Annotated in this window: 17 protein-coding genes; 11 read left to right on the top strand and 6 right to left on the bottom strand. The window is 63.6% G+C overall.

From position 1 onward, the window contains the following. The first annotated feature begins 143 nt into the window (after positions 1-143). Both ACFVTG_RS10905 and ACFVTG_RS10900 read left to right on the top strand, forming a co-directional pair. The gene (locus tag ACFVTG_RS10905) at positions 144-662 is read left to right on the top strand and encodes a universal stress protein (RefSeq protein ID WP_390280296.1); all 519 of its coding nucleotides are present in this window, start codon (positions 144-146) and stop codon (positions 660-662) included. 190 nt (positions 663-852) lie between these two features. Then, entirely contained in the window at positions 853-1,176 is a 324-nt protein-coding gene (locus ACFVTG_RS10900) for a DUF3040 domain-containing protein (protein ID WP_390280294.1), read from the top strand. Positions 1,177-1,285: 109 nt separating this feature from the next. Here ACFVTG_RS10900 and ACFVTG_RS10895 read toward each other — a convergent pair whose 3' ends face one another. From ACFVTG_RS10895 to ACFVTG_RS10885, 3 genes are all read right to left on the bottom strand, one after another. After that, the gene (locus tag ACFVTG_RS10895; RefSeq protein WP_284754904.1) at positions 1,286-1,729 is read right to left on the bottom strand and encodes a universal stress protein; all 444 of its coding nucleotides are present in this window, start codon (positions 1,727-1,729) and stop codon (positions 1,286-1,288) included. A gap of 138 nt (positions 1,730-1,867) precedes the next feature. Next, the gene (locus ACFVTG_RS10890; protein ID WP_284754902.1) at positions 1,868-2,290 is read right to left on the bottom strand and encodes an Hsp20/alpha crystallin family protein; all 423 of its coding nucleotides are present in this window, start codon (positions 2,288-2,290) and stop codon (positions 1,868-1,870) included. Between the two features lie 175 nt (positions 2,291-2,465). Next, a complete protein-coding gene (locus tag ACFVTG_RS10885) occupies positions 2,466-2,894 on the bottom strand; it encodes a pyridoxamine 5'-phosphate oxidase family protein (RefSeq protein ID WP_284754901.1) in 429 nt (142 codons plus the stop codon). 185 nt (positions 2,895-3,079) lie between these two features. Between ACFVTG_RS10885 and ACFVTG_RS10880 the strand changes: the two genes are divergently transcribed. Continuing rightward, positions 3,080-4,186 carry an FAD-dependent monooxygenase gene (locus ACFVTG_RS10880; RefSeq protein ID WP_390280291.1) on the top strand — a complete coding sequence of 369 codons (1,107 nt, stop codon included), beginning with the start codon at positions 3,080-3,082 and terminating at the stop codon, positions 4,184-4,186. Between the two features lie 88 nt (positions 4,187-4,274). Here the strand turns inward: ACFVTG_RS10880 and ACFVTG_RS10875 are convergent, their stop codons facing one another. Both ACFVTG_RS10875 and ACFVTG_RS10870 read right to left on the bottom strand, forming a co-directional pair. Further along, on the bottom strand, positions 4,275-5,126 hold the full coding sequence (locus ACFVTG_RS10875; protein ID WP_390280289.1) for a DUF427 domain-containing protein: 852 nt from the start codon (positions 5,124-5,126) through the stop codon (positions 4,275-4,277). A gap of 79 nt (positions 5,127-5,205) precedes the next feature. Further along, the gene (locus tag ACFVTG_RS10870; RefSeq protein ID WP_390280287.1) at positions 5,206-6,291 is read right to left on the bottom strand and encodes a hypothetical protein; all 1,086 of its coding nucleotides are present in this window, start codon (positions 6,289-6,291) and stop codon (positions 5,206-5,208) included. A gap of 340 nt (positions 6,292-6,631) precedes the next feature. Between ACFVTG_RS10870 and ACFVTG_RS10865 the strand changes: the two genes are divergently transcribed. From ACFVTG_RS10865 to ACFVTG_RS10830, 8 genes are all read left to right on the top strand, one after another. Next, positions 6,632-7,006 carry an STAS/SEC14 domain-containing protein gene (locus ACFVTG_RS10865; RefSeq protein ID WP_284754896.1) on the top strand — a complete coding sequence of 125 codons (375 nt, stop codon included), beginning with the start codon at positions 6,632-6,634 and terminating at the stop codon, positions 7,004-7,006. A gap of 117 nt (positions 7,007-7,123) precedes the next feature. After that, the gene (locus ACFVTG_RS10860; protein WP_390280285.1) at positions 7,124-8,662 is read left to right on the top strand and encodes a putative bifunctional diguanylate cyclase/phosphodiesterase; all 1,539 of its coding nucleotides are present in this window, start codon (positions 7,124-7,126) and stop codon (positions 8,660-8,662) included. Positions 8,663-8,671: 9 nt separating this feature from the next. Further along, on the top strand, positions 8,672-9,481 hold the full coding sequence (locus ACFVTG_RS10855) for a class I SAM-dependent methyltransferase (RefSeq protein WP_390280282.1): 810 nt from the start codon (positions 8,672-8,674) through the stop codon (positions 9,479-9,481). 110 nt (positions 9,482-9,591) lie between these two features. After that, positions 9,592-12,300, top strand: a complete 2,709-nt coding sequence (locus tag ACFVTG_RS10850) for a LuxR C-terminal-related transcriptional regulator (protein WP_390280280.1) — start codon at positions 9,592-9,594, stop codon at positions 12,298-12,300. A 90-nt stretch (positions 12,301-12,390) separates the two neighbouring features. Further along, a complete protein-coding gene (locus ACFVTG_RS10845) occupies positions 12,391-13,434 on the top strand; it encodes a DUF4386 domain-containing protein (RefSeq protein ID WP_390280278.1) in 1,044 nt (347 codons plus the stop codon). Between the two features lie 145 nt (positions 13,435-13,579). After that, on the top strand, positions 13,580-13,903 hold the full coding sequence (locus ACFVTG_RS10840) for a hypothetical protein (RefSeq protein WP_284754890.1): 324 nt from the start codon (positions 13,580-13,582) through the stop codon (positions 13,901-13,903). Positions 13,904-14,097: 194 nt separating this feature from the next. Then, a complete protein-coding gene (locus ACFVTG_RS10835) occupies positions 14,098-14,739 on the top strand; it encodes a hypothetical protein (protein ID WP_390280275.1) in 642 nt (213 codons plus the stop codon). Positions 14,740-15,059: 320 nt separating this feature from the next. Beyond that, a complete protein-coding gene (locus ACFVTG_RS10830; protein ID WP_390280273.1) occupies positions 15,060-15,998 on the top strand; it encodes a 5'-3' exonuclease H3TH domain-containing protein in 939 nt (312 codons plus the stop codon). A gap of 50 nt (positions 15,999-16,048) precedes the next feature. On the opposite strand, the gene ACFVTG_RS10825 is transcribed toward ACFVTG_RS10830, so the two are convergent. Further along, positions 16,049-16,930, bottom strand: a complete 882-nt coding sequence (locus ACFVTG_RS10825; RefSeq protein ID WP_390280271.1) for a helix-turn-helix transcriptional regulator — start codon at positions 16,928-16,930, stop codon at positions 16,049-16,051. Positions 16,931-17,019: the final 89 nt, after the last annotated feature.

The raw sequence follows: 17,019 nt of genomic DNA, 5'->3' as shown, positions 1-17,019 counted from the left end.
TTGCCCGGCTATGTCATTGTTCACTGCCCACCAAAGGTAAACAAGGGCCGAAGGACCCAAGCCGGGGCCATGACTTTCGGCCCTGTTTGGCGGCGAATTTTCTGCCCATTCTTAGAGAAACCGCGGGAACGGAGAGGAACATCATGGCCACGCGCAGCCAGCATGACAAGATCGTCGTCGGCGTCGACGGATCCGACGCGTCCATCGAGGCCCTGCGCCAAGCCCACCGCCTCGCATCGGCACTTGGGGCGAACGTCGAGGGCTGGATCTGTTGGGACTTCCCCGCGGGGCATGAGGCCTACGAGATGATGGGGCGGGACGGATTCAGCCACCAGGCATCCGAAATCCTCCAGGATGCCATGGCGAAGGCCTTCGGCCCGGAACTGCCCCGGAACGTCCGGACCAGGCTCGTCCTCGGCGCCGCCCGGGAGTCGCTCATCGACGCCAGCAGATTCGCTTCTCTGCTGGTCGTCGGGAGGCGCGGCCACGGCGGGTTCAACGGCCTGTTGCTCGGCTCGGTCAGCGCAGCCTGCGTCGCCCATGCCCATTGCCCCGTTCTCGTCGTGCATGAGCCCGAAGCGGCCAAGCACCCCGAACCCCGTCCCGGCGTCGCCGGGGCAGCCACCAGAAAAGCCCAAACCGGTCAAAGGAGCACAATCTAGAAGAAGAAGTGGACTCGTTGGCAGGACTGGACGGGCGCCGCCTGGAGTGGGTGGATTCCGGGTGCGGTCGCCCCTGTGGTCACGGCTTTGGCGATCAAACCCGAGAGGCTCCCTGAATATCTCAAAGCAGTCCCGCTCGACAACCCGCTCTAGCAGCAATGGTTTCCACCCACGCCGGCATAGGAGGCTGATGATGGCGCTCTCCGAATACGAAAAGAAGACACTGGAACAGATCGCCCAGGAACTGGAACGCGATGACCCCAAGTTCGCGTCCAAGATGAAATCAGCGTCCGGGCCGGCCAAGGCCCGGCAAACGGCTTTCGGCATTTTCGCTGCCATCGTCGGATGCCTTGTGCTGCTGACCGGGGTCGCCGCATGCACCCCGGCGTTGGGAATCATTGGATTCAACATCATGGGCGCCGGGGCATACCTGGCAACGAAGCGCCTCGGCTCCCCGCGGATGCGGTGGCGTCCGAGCTCTTCCCCATCCATTGGATCGGCGGAGCTGGGGTAGTTGTGGTGGAAGCCATCATTGAAACCGGCGGCTCAAGAAAGCGCATTGCTCCGGACCAGCTCTGATACCTGACATACAGTGAAGTCGCCTTCACCGCAACAGACCGCGTTCAACCCTTTTCCGGTGCATGGACAACGAGGACCGGGCAGTGGGCGTGGGCGACGCAGGCTGAACTCACCGATCCGAGCAGCAGCCCGCCAAATCCTCCGTGGCCACGCCTGCCGAGAACGATCATGTCCGCTTCCCGGCTAGCTTCAATGAGGGATTCCCGTGCGTGACCGCGGACAACGCGGGAGACGAGGTTGTCCGGCAATTCCGGACCGAACACCTTCTCCAAGGATTCCTTGAGGACCTGCCCGGCGGCTTCCTCGAAGTCATCGATACCCATCGCCACGTAGCCGCCATAGACCTGAGGGAACTCCCAATAAGCAACGGCCTCAACTTGCGCTCCCAATGGCAGCGCAAGGCTCTGGGCCTGCCTCAGCGCCTCGATGGAGGCTTCCGATCCGTCAACACCAACAACGATCCTGGCTGTGGATGCTTCCCCGCCCATTACTTTCCTCCCGCGATTAAGGTGTCCGTACTGCGCTAGCCTGACCGGTGGCTGTCCCGGGCTGTAGGGCCGAAAGTCACGGTCCGTTCCGTCGCTCGCTCCGGAGCACGGTCCGGCCGATCGGCTGGACCGTGTGTCCTACTCCCGCGTTATCGGGATCTTGTGAGCAGACGAGGGCTGGACCTTCTCCGGAATCGGAGCCCTCACTTCGAGCACGCCGTCCTTGTATGAAGCGGAAACGTCGTCCCGTTGGACAGTGTCGGGCAGGGGCAGCCTGCGCACAAAGGAGCCGTAACGGAATTCCGATCGGTAGCTGCCCTTGTCCTTTTGCTCCTTCTTCTCCTGCCGTTCAGCCCTTATTTCAAGGAACCCTTCGCCAAGAGTGATTTCAACATCCTTCTCCGGATCGATCCCCGGCAGTTCGGCGCGAACGACCAGGGTGGTGCCTTCAACCAATTGTTCGACCCGAATCCCCGATGCCGCCACATCACCCTCGAAGAGCCGTTCGATCATCTCGATGGGTGACCGACGGGTATCGAACCACCTGATTAGGTCCGTCATAGCTGCCTCCTTGTCTTGGAACCGGTCAGGCCTGAACCGGCCTGACCCTTCCAGAATGCGAATCACGCAGAGTGGATCCCAGAGGCTTTGGTCCTCTACGTCCCGCCTCGGAGTCTCTCTTGTGGCCAGTGGGGGCCGCGGGCTGGATCAGGGTGAGAAGTCCTGTGGGGGGCCATCATTGGGATGGTGCGCTGATCACGAACCTTCGACCGCTGAGTTCCGCCGGCGTTAGCCGGACCAGATGGCCTTTGGCGCCCGGCTCCCATGGCGAGAGTTCAACGGCGGCAGACTCCTGCAGTTCGTCGACTTTCGTGACAATCTCGGCATAGCCCTTCAGGATGACGCTCCAGGCGATGGTGCCATAGGTGTTGAAACCGTCGGCCTCCAACGTGATTTTTTGCCCGGCCATGACGGCATCCAGTTTGGTACCGGGTCCCGTCCGGAAGATTACGGTCCCTTCGTCAGGCAGGTAGTTGACTGGGAAGATCTCCGGGCTGTCGCCTCTGACGACCGCAATCCTGCCGACGGAGGAGGATCGAAGGTACTTCCAGCACTCATGGACACTGAGTACTTCAGTGTCCGGTCTCGACTCTGCATTCTCCATGAAGGTGAACCTACCGAAATGGTCCACACCGAAGTAGAGGAATAAGTCACAGGTCTCCCATCCGACGGCAATTTTCCGTGACCCCCGGTGTCAGGCCTCATCCGATCCGTCCTAGGCTTACTCCGGGTGGGATAGCGAAGGGAACTGCGGACACTGATCGATCCGTCTACTATAGGCTGGCGCTTGTGGGACGACGCAGGGTACTGATCTGCGGGGCTGGCATCGCTGGACCGACGCTGGCGTACTGGCTTGCCCGCCAAGGGTTCCAGGCGACCGTGGTCGAACGCGCCAGTGGATTGCGTTCCAGCGGCAGCCCGGTGGACGTGCATGGCGCGGCCACCGAAGTAGCGCGACGGATGGGCATCCTCACGCGCCTGCGCGATGCCGCTACCCAGGCGTCCGGCCTTGTATTCGTGACCCCATCGGGACGGCGGGTCGGTCCGCTGCGGCTTGGACGTCCCCGCGGCGACGATGTCGAGATACCCCGGGCCGACCTTGCGGCGATCCTTTGCGAGGCCGCCGGAGAAGATGTCGAGTTCCTCTTCGGGGATTCGGTTACTGCGCTAGACGCGGACGGTGCCGGAGTGGACGTCACGTTCGAGCACGCGTCCCCGCGACGGTTCGACTTTGTGGTTGGGGCCGACGGGCTGCACTCCACGGTGCGGTCTCTCGTGTTCGGTCCCGAAACCGATTTTGTCCGCCATCTCGGCCTCCACATCGCGACGCTTTCGCTCGGCCGGCCCGCAGCCGATCCCGGAACGGTGGTCATGTACAACCAACCGGGTTTGTCGCTCACGGTCCATCCGGTACGCGGAACCGCTGGTGCGGGGTTCATCTTCCGCAGCCCATCCGGCCTCGACTACCGAGACATCCAGGCCCAGCAACGGATCATTCTCGAAGCCTACGGCGCACGCGACTGGCCGGTGCCCGAGATACCCGACCTGCGCGAACTTGTGCACAACGCCGAGGACCTGTACTTCGACGCCATCAGCCAAGTGCGGCTGCCCAGCTGGTCCCAAGGACGCGTGACGCTGCTTGGGGACGCGGCGTCCTGCGTATCATTGTTCGGCGACGGGTCCAGCCTTGCCATGACGGGCGCCGCCATTCTCGCCGAAGCCTTGGCCGCCACCCCAGATGACCCAGCTGCCGCGCTGCGTGGCTACGAATCCCGCCACCGCAGGCGGGCCAACCCCCGCCAGCGCGGCCACGTTCTGGCCGCCGCGCTTCTGGTGCCCGCGACCCGGAGCGGCCTCGCGGCCCGGAACCTCACGGCCTATCTACTTCCTCGCTGAACGGCGACTCCGGTCCGTCCCGACAAAACACCGCGATGACAGACGGTGCGGGAGCCGGGCCGGGGTACCTACAGTGAGCTGCCGTCCGTCACTCGCGGCGGTCCTGCGGCCGCGACCAGGGCGTTACCGGCCGGGCCTGCAGGATGCCGTCGACCGTCAGGTCCACCCTTTCATTGAAGAAGCTCACCAGGTTGTGGATCTGTGCGGCGTCGCGGAAACTCTTGTCGTAGCTCCAGGCGACATTCCTGCCGTCCTCTGTTCCGGGGTACGTCCAGTAGCGGGCTTCGCCCTTATATGGACACACGGTCCTCTTGGGGCTCTCCTCCATGAGGTCCAGCCGCACGTCCCCGGGCGGGATGTAGTAGCGGACGGGAAGCAATGTCTCGTACAGGAGTTGTGCGCCGTCCGTTTTGGCGAGCGTGACGCCGTCGAGGGAGACCTCCACGGTCAGGGATGACGCCCGGATGTCCACACGGTGGAAGGGGTCGCGGGGGTGGCCGATAATCTCCTCGTCGTCTTCCCGCCACTGAAAGGCGGCGAAATCCAGCACGACATACCCGGCCAGGTCCGGATCGTCCGGGCGGAACGCGGCCCCGGGCGCGGTCGTCGTCCCTGCCACAACGTCGAGTTGTTCGCCGGAGGTGGTATGCCGGCCGAACCCCGTGCGCGGATCCAGCGATGGAGGTGAGCCTGCGGACAGCCTGACGCCGAGCTCCGGGACATCGGCCGCAGGGTCGCGCGGCGGTGTGAGCGCTGCTAGCAGTTCGGCCTCCGGCACCGCATAAATCGGGGTAATGCGCTTCGGCTCCCAGACCAGCCACGCGTGCAGGGTGTCGACGACGGCGTTCCCGCCCAGAGTCGCGCGGATCCGCTTGGCTGTGGGTTCGTAGCGCAGCTCCGGGAACGTCCCGAGGATCACTCCGGATAGTTTGGTGGCCATGCTTCAAGCGTGAGCGCGGGGCTACACTGCGTCAATATCGTCGAGCGCCGATGGCAGATGGTTGGTTGACCGCTCTGGGCTATGGGCGTCGGAATTGGGTGGCTGCTGTGGCTCTCACTTTGAGGGTGAGCACGGCGAGGGCGAGCATTTCGAGTCCGGACCAGGCGAGCGTCCCGCCCCAAATTTCAGGGGAGAAGCTCAGTGCCCCGTCGTGGAGCGCCACACCGGCGAAGTACGGGGCCCAGAACACGACAGGGGAGAGGCCCATCGCGGTCATGAGCCTTGCGTGACGGTCCGGCTCGGGCCGCGCCACCGCCCATAGCACTCCGACGAGAACTGCACCGACGAGGGCAGCCGGCACGAGCCAGGCGTCCCGCAGCGCGACCATGATCTGCAGGGCTATGGAGGGGAGCAGTGCCATGGCCGCGGACACCGCGGGGTGTAAGCGCCAGCGCAGTGACAGCAAGAGGACGGGCAAGAAGAGTACGGCCGTTGAGACGAAGAACGATGCCAAGGAGACGATGATGGACGACGACGTCGGATTCGTTACCGCGGGCTGCGCCCCGGCAGCGGAGCTGTATGTCTGGATGAGTCCATGGCGGGCGAAGACCGCGAACTCCTGCAGGATGAATGCCGCAACCATGCCGGAGAGCATGGCGCTCACGACGGCGGGCGCCAGCCGTGGCCAGGACCGTTCGGGCGAGTGCCATGCTGCGGAGAACGGCGCGCCAAGGATAAGGAAACCGCCGGTGGCGAGCCCCAGATGGGACGGGCTGAACAGCGCCTTGATGCCCTGCTCGATGCCGAACACCGAATGCCAGGCAAAGTCGGCAGCCCCGGAGATCAGGAAGAGAGCGACCCCGACTGCCGCGGCCCCGTAGCCGGCGGGGATCGCTTCGGTCCACCGCGTGCCGGGCGCGTGCCGGCGCCAGGTCAGGGCGGCGATCCAGACGGCGCAGGCCGCGAAGCCGGAGTAGAGGATTGCGTGCCACGGGGTGAGGAACGTCTCGAGGTCGCGGAGGTTGTTGTGCGCCCAGCCGTCAACGTAGGTTCCTGTGAGGAGCCAGATGCCGGCCGCGAGGGTGATGACGTCTTCAACGGCAGTGGTGGCGCGCCGGGCTGATACCGGCGGAACCGCAAAGGCGTGAGCAGCTGAGGCGTCCATAGCTCCACAGTAGGTCCCACCGCCCTCCGCGGCGAGAGGCAATCCCCACGCGGGCACGCTCTGATGATTCTTCGAATGCGGCTAGGCGGGCATCTTTGATGAGCCAACGAGGGGGCTTGAGGACCAATGCTCGGAAAGCTACGCTATCGCCATTGGCGATTGCTACTCTGTCACCTCGGGACGGCTATAGCCCGGTGCGGAGGGGTACCTTGCCCGTTCTTGAGCTGGTCAACACGCGGGGCGTCGGCCCGGCGTCGTTTCCAAGAGAAGTTGGGAACCTGGGGTACTTTTTGGGGAGTTGCCGAAAAGGTTCGGCGGCCTGCCTGGGGAGGACGTGATCGTGGTACCGGAGATTGCGAACGGTGGAAAGGCCAGTGTCGACTTAGGCGTCGACGGACTTCTCCATTTGCGCTGGCTGCCCGGGGTCGACATTCAGGTCGAGGATGCCCGCGCGGCCATGGCGAAAGTCAACGAGCTATGCCAGCAGGATCAGCATCCGATGCTTGTAGACATGGCAGCGGTCGCTTCCGTTAGCCGGGAGGCCAGGGCTGTGTGGTCTATTCCCTGCGGCGCGTCGCGCATCGCCTTGTTAGGGACATCGCCTGTAGACCGGGTCCTTGCGAACTTCTTCCTCGGAGTGCACGTCCCGCCTTGCCCGACTCGTTTTTTTACCTCGCGCAGCGAGGCCATGGACTGGCTTAATGCAGGTGCGTGAGACCTGGCTGTGCTTCTCGCTCCTGTCAAGGCCAAGCGGCAACTCTGCCAGTTGCTGCGTTTATAAGGACCCTATCAACGGCTCGCCTTCCGGCGGTTTTCTGTCCCCTGGGATTACATGACCTCGAGAAAGAGCGTCGAGGACCCGCGTCTCCAGCTGTTGGTTGACGGTGTTGTCCGATTGGCTGCCGGTGATCTGGACACACGCATTCAGCCGTCGGAGCATCGTGATGACATTGATGCTGTCATCACGGGAGTCAACCTGCTCGCTGAGGAACTGGGCCACATTCATTCGGAACTGGAACAGCGGGTGGCCGCCCGCACGGCTATGTTGCGGCGAACACAGGTTGAGCTGGAACAGATGGCCAAGACGGATGCCCTAACGGGTCTTGCGAATAGGACGCTGCTTACCGAGCGGATACAGGAAGCGATCCTGTCCAGCACGGACCGCGGAAAATCTCCGGCCGTGTTGATCCTAGACCTGGACTCATTCAAGGCCATCAACGACATCCTGGGCCATAGCTCCGGTGACGCCGTGCTGGTGGAAGTTGCCAAACGTCTCCGCTCCGCCGTCAGGCCACAGGATACCGTGGCCCGCCTGGGCGGGGATGAGTTTGCCATCCTCATTGCCGCGGCTACTGAAGAGGAGGTCCTTCGAATTGCGCACCGCGCATCGGAGTATCTGCAGGACAGTATGTGTATCGGAATGGAAACGGTTTGGGCGATGGCCAGCATCGGCGTTTGCATCGGCACGCCGGAGTACCGGGCAGAGGCGCTGATGCGCGATGCCGACATTGCCATGTACCAGGCGAAGGCGCGCGGCCGCAACAACGTCCAACTCTTCCACCCGGACATGCTCGACGCCGTTCGGGAACGGTCGCGAATAACTGCCGAACTGCGAACCGCTGTTGCCGGAGGGGAGCTGGCGCTGCTGTATCAGCCGGTGGTCGAATTGGCTTCCGGCCGCGTGATCGGCGTCGAAGCCCTCATCCGGTGGCATCACCCTGTTCGCGGAACGATCATGCCGGGCAGCTTCATTGGCATCGCAGAAGAAACCGGCTTGATCTTTGAGGTGGGACGATGGGTGCTGCATGAAGGTCTCGCCCAAATGAGGCGCTGGAGGCAAACAGATCCGGACTTGCCAGACTATTCTCTGCACATCAATCTTTCTGCTGCCGAACTGCTTCGAACCGACTTGCTGGATGACATCAGGGACACGCTGGCCAGGTATGGCGTGGATCCGCGGCGCTTGATCTTAGAGATCACCGAAACCGTATTGATGTCCCGTGAAACCGGACAGGAACTGGTCCTCAGCGGGCTCCGGGAGCTCGGTGTGGGCTTGCAAATTGACGACTTCGGTACCGGCTATTCGTCCATCAGCTACCTCAGGTCGCTTCCGGCAGACACGGTGAAGGTCGATCAGTCACTCATAAAGGACATGGAGTCGGATCCTCGGCAGCAAAAGTTCGTCTCTGCCATTCTGCAGCTGATTTTCGCTGCGGGGCTCAACGCGACCGTGGAAGGCATCGAAACCGCCGAGCAGGCGGCCCAGCTGGGGGCCATGGGTTGCCTCTACGGGCAGGGCTACTTCTACGGATATCCTGTACCGGCCGCGGAAATACCGGATCAACTCCGCCGACCCGCACGGCGTCTGTAGAGTTAGCGCATGTCGAAGCTTTGGGACCAGATGCTGCTTGTCCCCACAGTAGTGCGCCTCGCTTCCCGGGCACCGAGAAACCCCGACGCCGCGTGGGAAGGATACTGGCGCGGAATCCGCACTACTGGCCGTTCCGGAGACGTGCTTTGGGACTCCGACTCCCTGGCCGAGCGCGCGCATTACTCCGATGCGATTGCAGCCCACTTTGATCCGGATCTCCCGGTAGTTGACGTCGGGTGCGGCAACGGAACCCACACCCGCTGGCTTGCCGGCCTATTTCCAAGGGTTCTCGGAATCGATGTATCCAAGGGGGCGATCGAGATGGCCGGCCGGGAAGCGGAAGGCGTCCATAATGCCGACTTCATGGTCCTGGATGCCGCGGGTGCAGGTGCCGGAGAGCTCCTATTGGAGCGGCTGGGGCCCGCCAATGTCTTTGTCCGCGGAGTCTTCCACGTCCTGAAACCGGGCAAGCAAGCTGCTATGGCCGCCAACCTGCGAACCGTCGTCGGGAACAGAGGCAGGGTGTTACTGGCCGAAACCAATTTCCGCGGAAATAGCCTTGGTTACCTGGCCGAGCTCGGCGCCACCAGGCAAGGAATGCCCCTGCAGCTGCAGCGCGCCTTGGAGAACCTTCCCCGGCCCGGGCATTTCGGTGCAAGGGAACGGCACAGCGTGTTTTCGGATTCGGACTGGAAGTTGATTGCGGACGGTCCGGTCAACATCGAAGTGGTGCCTATGAACGCCAGCGGTCTTCCGCAGTGGGTTCCGGGATACTACGCATTGCTATCGGGCGCGAAAGATTCGGGAACAGAGCAGTGATTTACCGCCGATAGGCGAGTTCCCCAAGATGTAAGCCCAACCTCCTCCGGCACTACACTGGGATCACCCGGGCCGAGGCAAAGTGCCCGGGCTGTCGAGGGAGGTCCGTGATGGCAGGCCCGTTGCTCGAGACCAAACTTCACGTCCCAGTGCCACGACGCGCGCTCGTGGCGCGCCCAAGGCTCAGCGACCGTCTGAACCAGGCCGACGAGCAAACGCTGATCCTCGTCTCAGCCCCCGCCGGCTTCGGGAAAACGACGGCGCTGACCGAGTGGTTGGCAGAAGCACCTTCCGACGGCCGATCGCTCGCCTGGCTCTCGCTCGACCAGCGGGACAACGATCCAACGCTCTTCTGGACCTACCTTGTTGCCGCGCTGGACAAGGCATCGAACGGTCTCGGCGCCCAAGCACTCGCAACACTCCGATCCCCGCAATCGAGCACTGAAGCGTTCCTGACCGTCCTGATCAACGGGTTGCAGGCCATCCCGAACAGACTTGTCTTGGTGCTAGATGACTACCATGTCATCGACAATCAGGACCTGCAGGAGGGGCTGGCCTTTCTCCTCGAGAACATGCCTGCGCATCTGCAACTGGTCATCGCGAGCCGTGCCGATCCAGCTTTGCCACTCGCGCGGCTCAGGGCACGCGGCAGGCTCCTCGAGATCCGTGCCGCCGATCTCCGCTTCACACTGAAGGAAGCTGCTGCGTACTTCAACGGCGTGATGGGACTGGGTCTCACCGCGAAGGATATCGCCGCCCTCGAAGGTCGTGCCGAGGGCTGGATCGCTGCGCTCCAATTGGCCGCGCTCTCGATGCAGGGAAGGGACGACGTCGCCGGCTTCATCGCGGGCTTCGCAGGTGATGACCGCTATATCGTCGATTACCTCGTGGAAGAGGTACTTCAGCGCCAGAACGACGACGTCAGGAACTTCCTGCTGCAGACTTCCATCCTGAACAGGCTCAACGGCCCGCTCTGCGACGCCCTGACCGGCCAAAACAACGGAAAAGCGATGCTTGAGTCGCTCGATCGAGGGAACTTGTTCGTGGTTCCGCTCGACGATCGCCGCTGGTGGTACCGCTACCACCACCTCTTCGCCGACGTGCTGCGGGCACGGCTCATGGACGAGCAGCCGGGCCGCATCAACGAAATGCATGAGCGCGCAAGCCTATGGCACGAACAAAACGGCGACATTCCGGAAGCTATCCGCCACGCAACGGCCGGCAAGGACTTCGAGCGGGCCGCGGATTTGATCGAGCTCGCGATCCCTGCCATGCGCAAGGACCGCCAGGAAGCCACGCTGAGCCGCTGGCTCGAAGCGCTCCCCGGCGAACTAATACACGCGCGGCCCGGGCTGAGCGTTGCTTACGCGGGGGCGCTCCTCGCTAGCGGCGAGCTCACTGGCGTCGACGCCCGCCTCCTTGAGGCAGAGCAGTGGGTACGTACGACGGCGGAAGGCGGCGACGGCGGGAACCTCACCAGCTCGATCGCGATCTACCGTGCCGCGCAGGCGCTGGCAGTCGGGAATGTCGCCGGGGCCATGACGCACGCAACCACCGCGCTCGGCCTTGTCGGGAAAGACGATCATCTTGAGCGCGGAGCGGCTTCAGGGCTATTGGCGCTGGGCCACTGGACGAACGGAAAACTGGGCGTTGCGCACGGCCTGTGGACCGATTCCTATAACAGCCTTGAAAGGGCCGGTCACCACTCGGACATGCTCGGTTGCTCCATCGCCATGGCCGACATCCGGATTACCCAAGGCCGGCTCCGCGACGCAATGGCCATCTATGAGCGGGGTCTTGAGATCGCGGGCAGGCACCCCGAGCAAATGCTCCGGGGAACGGCCGACATGCACGTAGGAATGAGCATGCTCCTTCTTGACCGCGGCGAACTTGAAGCCGCAAAGAAGCACGTGATGACCAGCCAGAAGCTCAGCGAGGACGCCGCGCTGCCCCAAAACCCGTATCGCTCGCGGGTCGCGATGGCCCGGATCCTCCAAGCGGAAGGGGACGTGGGCGGCGCGCTTGAGCAACTCGACGAGGCCGAGCGCCTCTACGTCGGCGACTTCTTTCCCGAGGTACATCCGGTCGCGGCCGTGCGGGCGCGGATGTGGATCTCGCAGGGAAGGACGTCCGACGCTCTCCACTGGGCGCGTGAGCGCGGCATCTCCACCGAAAATGAGCTCTCCTACCTGCACGAGTTCGAGCACATCACCTTGGCCAGGGCACTACTCGCCCAGCACAGGAAGGAGCTGTCGGAGGACTCCGTCGGACGCGCGATCGCCCTGCTAGTCCGTCTCCTTCGAGCCGCGGAAGGAGGCGGCAGGACGGGGACCGTCGTCGAACTTCTGGTTCTTATGGCGCTAGCACGCAAAAAAGAAGCGGACGACGGCGGGGCGCTGGCAGCGCTGCAACGCGCGGTAGCGCTCGCCGCACCAGAGGGATACGTTTCGGTGTTCGTCGATGAGGGTGAAGCGATGGCCAACTTGCTGGAATCGCTCGCGAGCCAAGGGAGCGCCCCGGACTACGTAGACAGGCTTTTGGAGTCGTTCGGGGCCGAAACGCGCAGCACCCGGGCACAGCAACGCTTACTGGAGCCCCTGAGCGAACGCGAGCTGCAAGTGCTTCGGCTTCTTTCCTCGGAGCTGAGCGGACCGGAGATCGCGCGCGAGTTGCTCGTCTCCCTCAACACCCTCCGGACGCATACCAAGAACATCTACGCCAAGCTCGGCGCGAATAACCGCCGCTCAGCCGTCCGGCGAGCCGAGGAACTGAATCTCTTGTCGCGAAAAGATCACCACATCAATCACCAGATGTGGTGATCCCCGCTCACCACACCTCCCTCTACCTTCAAAGCTAAAGGAAGTCATCCGCAAAGGCGGCTGAACTCCACTAAGGCAGAAGGAGGGGCGATGAACGCGAGATCGGTAGACCGGGACGACACTCCGGTCGAGTACGAAGTCCGCGTCAAAGGCCATCTTGATTCCCGCTGGGCCGCTTGGTTCGAAGGATTGAGCCTCACCAACGAACACGACGGAACCACCGTCATCCGCACCCGGACCGTAGACCAAGCCGCGCTCCACGGTCTGCTGCAAAAGCTCCGCGACTTGGCGCTACCGCTCTTGGCAATCACCCAAACCGGAACCACCAAACCCGGCCAGCCGGCGTCGAACACTAACCAGCCGGCGTCGAACACCCCCACTTTCATCCCCAAAGAGGACCAGACCGTGAAAACCGCAACCCAAACCCCAACAACCGATCATGTCCGGATGGACCCGCTGCGGAAGACCGCGATGGTCGCAGGCATCTTGTACCTGATCACCTTCGTCAGCTCGATCCCGGCGCTGTTCCTGATTTCCCCCGTCCTAAACGATCCGCACTACATCACGGGCCCCGGTGCCGACTCGACCGTCATCTTCGGCTGCTTCCTCGATCTCGTCAACGCTGTTTCCGCCGTGGGTACCGCCGTCGCACTGTTTCCTGTCGTCAAACGGCAGAACGAGGGCATCGCGCTGGGCTTCGTCACCGCCCGGATGTTTGAAGCCGCGGTGATCGTGATCGGCGTCGTCAGCCTCCTGGCTGTGGTCACTTTGCGCCAGAACGGCGGCGCAGACCCTGCCTTGGTTCCCGTAGGCCAGGCGCTCGTGGCGGTTCGCGACTGGACGTTCATTCTCGGGCCGAGCCTGGTTCCGGGCGTGAGCGGGCTGCTGCTCGGGTACCTGATGTACCGTTCGGGGCTCGTGCCGCGCGTCATTCCTTTGCTTGGACTGATCGGCGGCCCGCTGCTGCTTTCGTCGACGTTCTCAACGATGTTCGGCATCAATGAGGGGCTCTCGGTGTGGTCGGGACTTGCGACCTTGCCGATCTTCGTTTGGGAGTTGTCGCTTGGCGTGTGGATGGCGGTCAAGGGCTTCAAGCCCTCGCCCATCACCACCGGGCAAATGCGCACCGCCTGAGGAACCATCCCCCCGGCGCATGTCCCGCGGCCAGCCCGGCCGCGGGACATGTCGCGTTGACGGACAACTTCAAGTTTCCAACGGTCTCGGCCCTATCAAGCGCCTGAAGGGCAGGGGTAGTCTGGACGGAATCCAAATTCGGGATATGCCTACTGGGAAGGCGGTGTTTACGAACGTGAGCCTCAAGGATGAGTGGGATCGGCTCGATTCCGAGACCCGAACATGGCTTTTGGAGAATCCGGCATGCCTGGTTCTACCCTCTGCCATTTCGGCCAAGTTCAGCAGGGGCGCGCCGGAGGACATCGGGCGTGACCCGGACGGGCAGGTTGTCCTCTCCCGGGAAGACCACGATTTTGTCCGGGAGAAAGCAGAAGCCGCGGGAAAACCAATCCGGTTCCCCACGAGGGACTACCGATTCTTCGACACGGCACCGTTGCCTGTGATGCGGAGAGTACCGCCTGAAAAGTGACGCTTTCAGCGAACGCTTCGACCTGGCCCAGGCCGGAGCGTTCTGCGGGTGCGCTCGTTGATTGTTATCGACCTAAGCAGCTGTGAATGATACCGTCGTCGCTGGCTAGACATTTGGGAATACAGCACGCAATCGCGTGGGGATCTATATCCCCAGAATCAAGCGAACTCCGTAATTCGTCTCAGGGGGGACAAATGAAGAAGTCCATTGCAGCGCTTGCACTTGCAGGAACAATCGCACTGGCTGGCACCGCTCCGGCCGTGGCAGCCACCACCTACCCGGCGCCGGGCAATGAGTATGGAACCGTTTCCGACGGCACCATAGCTCGCGGCGAATCCATCACCTTTTCCGGCAGCGGCTACATCGCCGGCGAAACCATCAATATCACTTTCGAGCGGACCGGTGGCAAGAAGGCTTCGGACGGCGGGCGGCCCGCTCCGTCCAACTTCACCGTCATCGCAGACGCCACGGGCGCTTTCTCCACCGCCATTACCTTCACAGACGGTGGCAACTACACGATCGGCGCCGTTGGTGCCACGTCCGGCAACAGGCGCTGGGCAGCCGTGGTTGTGAATTCCGGGAACGGCGGAGGCAACAACGACGGCGGCGGCCACCACGGCGGCGGAAACGGCAAAGGTAATTCCGGTCTCGCGGCTGTTTCCAGCGTTACTGCCGCTGGCACCGCAATCGGCGGGGCAAACACCCTTGCCGATTCCAACCTGGTCCTGTGGTCGCTGGTCGGTGCAGGGGCTCTGGCTGCCAGCGCAGCGTCCGCAGCGGTGGTTCGCCGCCACGTTAGGAATGCTGAAGCCAGGGCCCAGGGCCCAGGCAAGTAAGGATCCTTTCCGACCTTCGGGTTCTCCGCTCAGTTGGGCTTGCGGGACACTGTCAGGGTCGTTGGACACGGAGCGTGCCGCTACCCGGCTGGCGTTCGGCCGGGGGCGGCACGCAGACGTCCGTTGAGTACGTACAGCCACTCATAGCCAACGTGTGAGCGTTGCTGGAGTGTCTCATCCCGGGGTTCGATGACCATCTTGTACGCCCGCACGCCTCCAGGGGCCGCCTCGAGGCGTGATTGGATCTCCGCGCCCCGTAGCAGCGCTAAGTTCTGCTCTCGGTTCCGCTGGATCGGGGTTCATGGATGTAATGATCGGTTATGCCCCAACGCCTGATGCTCCTTGATACGGCCTCGTTGTACTTTCGTGCCTTCTTCGGCGTACCCGATTCGATCCGCAGCGCCGATGGCACGCCCGTGAACGCCGTTCGCGGCCTGCTCGACATGATCGCCCGGCTCGCCACCGACTATGAGGCGACGCATCTGGTGGCGTGCTGGGACGAGGACTGGCGTCCGCAGTGGCGGGTGGACCTGATCCCGACGTACAAGTCGCATCGGGTCGCGGAGGAGGTGCCGGGTGCTCCCGACGTCGAAGTGGTGCCGGACGCGCTGCAGCTGCAGGTTCCCATGATCCGCAGGGTGCTCGGCCTCGCGGGCATCGCCGTCGTCGGGGCTGCCGCACACGAGGCCGACGACGTCATCGGCAGCTATGCCAGCCACGCCGACCTTCCCGTCGACGTCGTGACCGGTGACCGCGATCTCTTCCAAGTGGTCGACGACGCCCGCCAGGTGCGGGTCATCTACACGGCCAGAGGCATGAGGAACCTTGAGATCGTGACCGATGCCGTCGTCGTCGGTAAGTATCGTGTGCTGCCCGAGCAGTACGCCGACTTCGCGACGCTGCGCGGCGACGCCTCCGACGGGCTGCCGGGCGTCGCCGGGATCGGCGAGAAGACGGCGGCGTCGTTGCTCGCGGAGTACGGCACGCTCGACGGGTTGCTTGCGGCCGCGGCGGACCCGGGCAGCGGGCTGTCCGCGCCCGTGAGGTCGAAGCTCGCCGCCTCCGCCGACTACCTGGAGGTTGCTCCCGTTGTTGTGAAAGTCGTGCGCGACCTCGCACTTCCCACTCTCGAAGAGGCGCGCGCGTTGCTGCGCCCGGTCGTCGGAGATTCACGCGTTGAACTCGAGCGTCTGGCTACCGAGTGGAACCTCGGCGGCTCAGTGAAACGACTGCTAGACGCGCTCGACCTCCGTCCGTGAGGGGACTCAGCCCCACACCGGAACCACCAGGACAATAGGTGGACGTTCGTTCATCGTTTCTCCTTGACCGCGGCCTCGGCGGTGTTCCGTTGCGTGGCGGCCCAGCTGGCGAGGACTTTCAGGGCGTCCTCGGAGGGTGTCCCGGGGTCCGCTGTGTAGACGTTGATGCGCAGTCCCGGGTCTGCGGGCAGTTCCAGCGCTTCAAAGCTCAAGTCCAGGTCGCCGACGATCGGGTGGTGGAGGTGTTTGCGGCCGGCGCGGTGGTATTTCACGTCGTGGCGGGCCCATCGGGTACGGAACTCTTCGCTGCGGGTGGAGAGTTCACCGATCAGGTCCGTGAGGTCCTTGTCGTACGGGTTTTTTCCGGCTGTGGAGCGCAGGACTGCGACGATGTCATCCGCTGCGCGTTCCCAGTCGGCGAAGAACTCCCGCGCTTTCGGGTTCAGGAAGGTGAAGCGCGCGCTGTTCGGGGGAGTGGGCCCTTCGGCCATCATGTCCAGATAGAGGGCACGGCCCAGTTCGTTGGCGGCGAGGACATCCCCGCGGTCGTTGCGGACCCAGGCCGGTGCGGCCGTGATCGCATCGATGACGCGTTGCACGCTCGGCCGGACCGTCTGCGGGCTGTGCCTGCGCCGCACCCGGGGAGAGGCCGCGGCGGCGCGGGCCAGGTCAAAAAGGTGGGCCGTCTCGGCGTCGTCGAGCTTCAACGCACGTCCAAGGGCTTCGAGGACACTATCCGAGGCGCCGGAGAGGTTTCCCCGCTCAAGGCGGATGTAGTAGTCGATGCTCATCCCGGCGAGCATCGCGACTTCCTCACGGCGCAGCCCGGTGACCCGCCGGTTGCCGCCGTAGACGGGAAGCCCGGCCTCATCGGGGGTGATCCTTGCGCGGCGGGAGGTCAGGAACTTCCGCACGTCGTCGCTGTGTGTCATGGCATCCACGCTACGCGCGGTCGCCGGGACGAGGGAGGCACTGGCGTTACCCGGAACGGCCGTGACTCCCGGCCGGCAAGGAATAACGG

The organism is Arthrobacter sp. NPDC058127, from assembly GCF_042884555.1.
Taxonomy (GTDB): domain Bacteria; phylum Actinomycetota; class Actinomycetes; order Actinomycetales; family Micrococcaceae; genus Arthrobacter.
The sequence above is the reverse complement of the archived record's forward strand: the minus strand, read 5'-3'. Positions and strand labels throughout refer to the sequence as shown.

Bases quoted from the DNA above. Each gene is read 5' to 3' on its own strand.
- ACFVTG_RS10905 (WP_390280296.1), top strand. From the start codon at position 144: ATGGCCACGCGCAGCCAGCATGACAAGATCGTCGTCGGCGTCGACGGA.
- ACFVTG_RS10850 (WP_390280280.1), top strand. From the start codon at position 9,592: ATGGCAGGCCCGTTGCTCGAGACCAAACTTCACGTCCCAGTGCCACGA.
- ACFVTG_RS10875 (WP_390280289.1), bottom strand. From the start codon at position 5,126: ATGGCCACCAAACTATCCGGAGTGATCCTCGGGACGTTCCCGGAGCTG.
- ACFVTG_RS10855 (WP_390280282.1), top strand. From the start codon at position 8,672: ATGTCGAAGCTTTGGGACCAGATGCTGCTTGTCCCCACAGTAGTGCGC.
- ACFVTG_RS10870 (WP_390280287.1), bottom strand. From the start codon at position 6,291: ATGGACGCCTCAGCTGCTCACGCCTTTGCGGTTCCGCCGGTATCAGCC.
- ACFVTG_RS10895 (WP_284754904.1), bottom strand. From the start codon at position 1,729: ATGGGCGGGGAAGCATCCACAGCCAGGATCGTTGTTGGTGTTGACGGA.
- ACFVTG_RS10900 (WP_390280294.1), top strand. From the start codon at position 853: ATGATGGCGCTCTCCGAATACGAAAAGAAGACACTGGAACAGATCGCC.
- ACFVTG_RS10840 (WP_284754890.1), top strand. From the start codon at position 13,580: ATGCCTACTGGGAAGGCGGTGTTTACGAACGTGAGCCTCAAGGATGAG.
- ACFVTG_RS10890 (WP_284754902.1), bottom strand. From the start codon at position 2,290: ATGACGGACCTAATCAGGTGGTTCGATACCCGTCGGTCACCCATCGAG.
- ACFVTG_RS10835 (WP_390280275.1), top strand. From the start codon at position 14,098: ATGAAGAAGTCCATTGCAGCGCTTGCACTTGCAGGAACAATCGCACTG.
- ACFVTG_RS10825 (WP_390280271.1), bottom strand. From the start codon at position 16,930: ATGACACACAGCGACGACGTGCGGAAGTTCCTGACCTCCCGCCGCGCA.
- ACFVTG_RS10860 (WP_390280285.1), top strand. From the start codon at position 7,124: ATGACCTCGAGAAAGAGCGTCGAGGACCCGCGTCTCCAGCTGTTGGTT.
- ACFVTG_RS10830 (WP_390280273.1), top strand. From the start codon at position 15,060: ATGCCCCAACGCCTGATGCTCCTTGATACGGCCTCGTTGTACTTTCGT.
- ACFVTG_RS10845 (WP_390280278.1), top strand. From the start codon at position 12,391: ATGAACGCGAGATCGGTAGACCGGGACGACACTCCGGTCGAGTACGAA.
- ACFVTG_RS10885 (WP_284754901.1), bottom strand. From the start codon at position 2,894: ATGGAGAATGCAGAGTCGAGACCGGACACTGAAGTACTCAGTGTCCAT.